Source organism: Leucobacter soli (genome assembly GCF_042659205.1).
GTDB classification, from domain to species: domain Bacteria; phylum Actinomycetota; class Actinomycetes; order Actinomycetales; family Microbacteriaceae; genus Leucobacter; species Leucobacter soli.
Genome location: NZ_JBHSRW010000499.1, coordinates 1 through 531, shown reverse-complemented (window position 1 = coordinate 531; position 531 = coordinate 1). Strand labels below are relative to the sequence as shown.

At 72.3% G+C, this 531-nt stretch carries 1 protein-coding gene; it reads left to right on the top strand.

Annotated features, from left to right (window positions below; translation table 11 throughout):
• Positions 1–204 precede the first annotated feature (204 nt).
• The coding region (locus ACFPZL_RS14170; protein ID WP_382336060.1) for an alpha/beta fold hydrolase at positions 205–531 on the top strand (327 nt) is incomplete at its 3' end.

Here is a 531-nt window from a genome sequence, read left to right as displayed (position 1 = left end):
CGACCTCGCGGCGCTGCTGCGCGCCGAGCCGGGGCTCGAAGGCACGGGCATCGACATCGCCGACCTGCTCGACCCCGCCGGCTACACGGGCCTGGCCGGCGTACTCGTCGACCGCGTCACCAACGCCCGCGAGGCAGATGAGTAACTCGTCATCCTGCGCGCAGTCGCAGGATCCACTCTGATGACGACGTCCAAGGAGACCGCATGACCACCCCACCGATCCTCCTGACCGAACCGACCGGCCCCGCGGGTGCGCCGCTGCTCGTGCTCGGTCACTCCCTCGGCACCGGCACCCTCATCTGGGAGAACGCGGTGCCGGCCCTCGCCACCGACTACCGCGTCACCCTGCTCACCCTGCCCGGGCACGAGGGCGCCCCGGTGCCGAACGCGCCCTTCACGCTCGCCGAACTCGCCGATGCCGTCGCCGAGGCGGCGGGCGGGCTCTCGGATGACGGCCGATTCTTCTACGCCGGCGTCTCGATCGGCGGTGCGCTCGGCCTCGAGCTCGCGGTGCGGCACCCCGATCGGGTA